This window comes from Natronococcus pandeyae (genome assembly GCF_008122205.1).
Taxonomy (GTDB): domain Archaea; phylum Halobacteriota; class Halobacteria; order Halobacteriales; family Natrialbaceae; genus Natronococcus; species Natronococcus pandeyae.
The window spans coordinates 1-990 of record NZ_PHNJ01000048.1 but is presented as its reverse complement, the minus strand read 5'-3'; the positions used below and the strand labels follow the sequence as shown (position 1 = coordinate 990).

The following is a 990-nucleotide window of genomic DNA, read 5'->3' as shown; positions in this document are numbered from 1 at the left end:
TGGGCCTTGTTTAGACGCTCAAACGTTAGCAGTGTAGAGCCGATCGAACTCGTATCGCCGTGCTAGTAGCTCGGAGAGAATGTCAAATCTACTAGGAAGTGAAGCGGGATGGGTTCGTTGTGCACACGAAAACCTCCCGCTTCACAGAGAAGGTTGTATCGCTCGCGCAAAAAGCCGTCGTTGGAACGCCAGCACCGGCCTACCGTCCGGGAGAAGAAGGCTACGCTGACTGGGTGATTCTCGCCGTTCAGGGGTTGAAAGAGTATCTCGGCCATCCGTACCGGAAGCTGATGGACGTCCTCCGCGAGATGCCGAGAGTGACGAAATCACTCGGATTGACGCCTGAAACGGTTCCACACTTCTCGACGGTGTGTACGCGAAAGCAGGCAATTCCGATGAAGCGGTGGCGAGCGATTCTCGATCAGTCCGTCGAGCTGTATGATCTCGGTGATGTGCAGGCGATCGACGCAACCGGTGTCGATCGCGTCCAGGCCAGCCAGCACTACGCAAAGCGGACGGACTATACGTTTGAGGCGGTGAAGACGACGCTACTTATCGATTGTAAAACTAGTGCGATTCTCGATATACACTGCTCGATGAAACAACCGCACGATACACAGGTCGGCTGGCAGGTGCTAGTGCGAAATCTCGACGATTTGGCGACTGTCGCTGCCGATAAGGGCTACGACTGAGAAGAGATTCGCACGAGGTTGCATGCAGAAAGTATCACGCCGCTGATTCCGCAGCGAGACCCTGGAATGCGGGGGTGGGCGAGAAATTTGCTCATCAAGGATCGGGCGTATCACCAGCGGTCGAACGCTGAATCGGTGTTTTTCGGACTCCGACGCAGATACGGCGAGACGCTCTGGTCGAGAACCTGGTTCGGTCAATTCCGTGAACTTGTCATGAAATCCGCCGTCCGCAACATCGAACGCGCAATAGAGGACTCACACCCGTGAAATCACGCGTTCAAACAAGGCCCAGAGGATG

1 pseudogene is annotated in these 990 nt (G+C 55.4%); it reads left to right on the top strand.

Annotated elements, in window-relative coordinates:
- Positions 1–98 precede the first annotated feature (98 nt).
- A pseudogene (locus CV102_RS25675) lies at positions 99–959 on the top strand (IS5 family transposase).
- Positions 960–990: the final 31 nt, after the last annotated feature.